General features: G+C 66.4%; 1 protein-coding gene. It reads right to left on the reverse strand.

All coding sequences use genetic code 11. The features are described 5' to 3' along the window. Positions 1-587 (reverse strand): IS3 family transposase (locus ACG00X_RS24220; protein WP_394492356.1); only part of this gene is annotated, 587 nt, incomplete at both ends.

Consider the following 587-nt stretch of genomic DNA (forward strand, 5'->3'; position numbering starts at 1 on the left):
TATTCGGTGAGCACGTCGCGGAAGTCCTTGCTGGCGTACTGGCTGCCCCGGTCGCTGTGGAAGATCAGGCCCGCGTCCTTGGCTGGATGCCTCTTGAACCAGGCCATGCGCAGCGCGTCGATGACCAGCTCGCGTGTCATGTCTTGCCTCAGCGACCAGCCCACCACCTGACGGCTGAACAGGTCGATCACCACGGCCAGGAACAGCCAGCCCTCGTCCGTGGCGATGTAGGTGATGTCGCCCACCCAGACCTTGTCGGGCTCGGCCACCGCGAACTCACGGTTCAGCAGATTCGGCGCAATGGGCAGGTCGTGCCGGCTGTCGGTCGTGACCTTGAAGCGCCGCTTGCCCTTGGCGCGAATGCCGTGCTGTTGCATGAGCTTTTGCACCCGCTCCTTGCCCACGCGGATGCCGCGCGCCAACAGCTCCTTCCAGGTGCGCGGCCAGCCGTAGCCGCCGTGCGTTTCGGCGTGGATGGCCTTGATGTGCACCAGCAGCGCGTCATCGCTGAGGTGGCGCCGCTGGGCCGGGCTGGCTCGGCGCACGAAGTGCTCGTGATACCCGGCCACGCTGACCTGCAAGACCCG

Origin of the sequence: Pelomonas nitida, from assembly GCF_043555975.1 — a bacterium.
Lineage (GTDB): Bacteria > Pseudomonadota > Gammaproteobacteria > Burkholderiales > Burkholderiaceae_C > Pelomonas > Pelomonas nitida.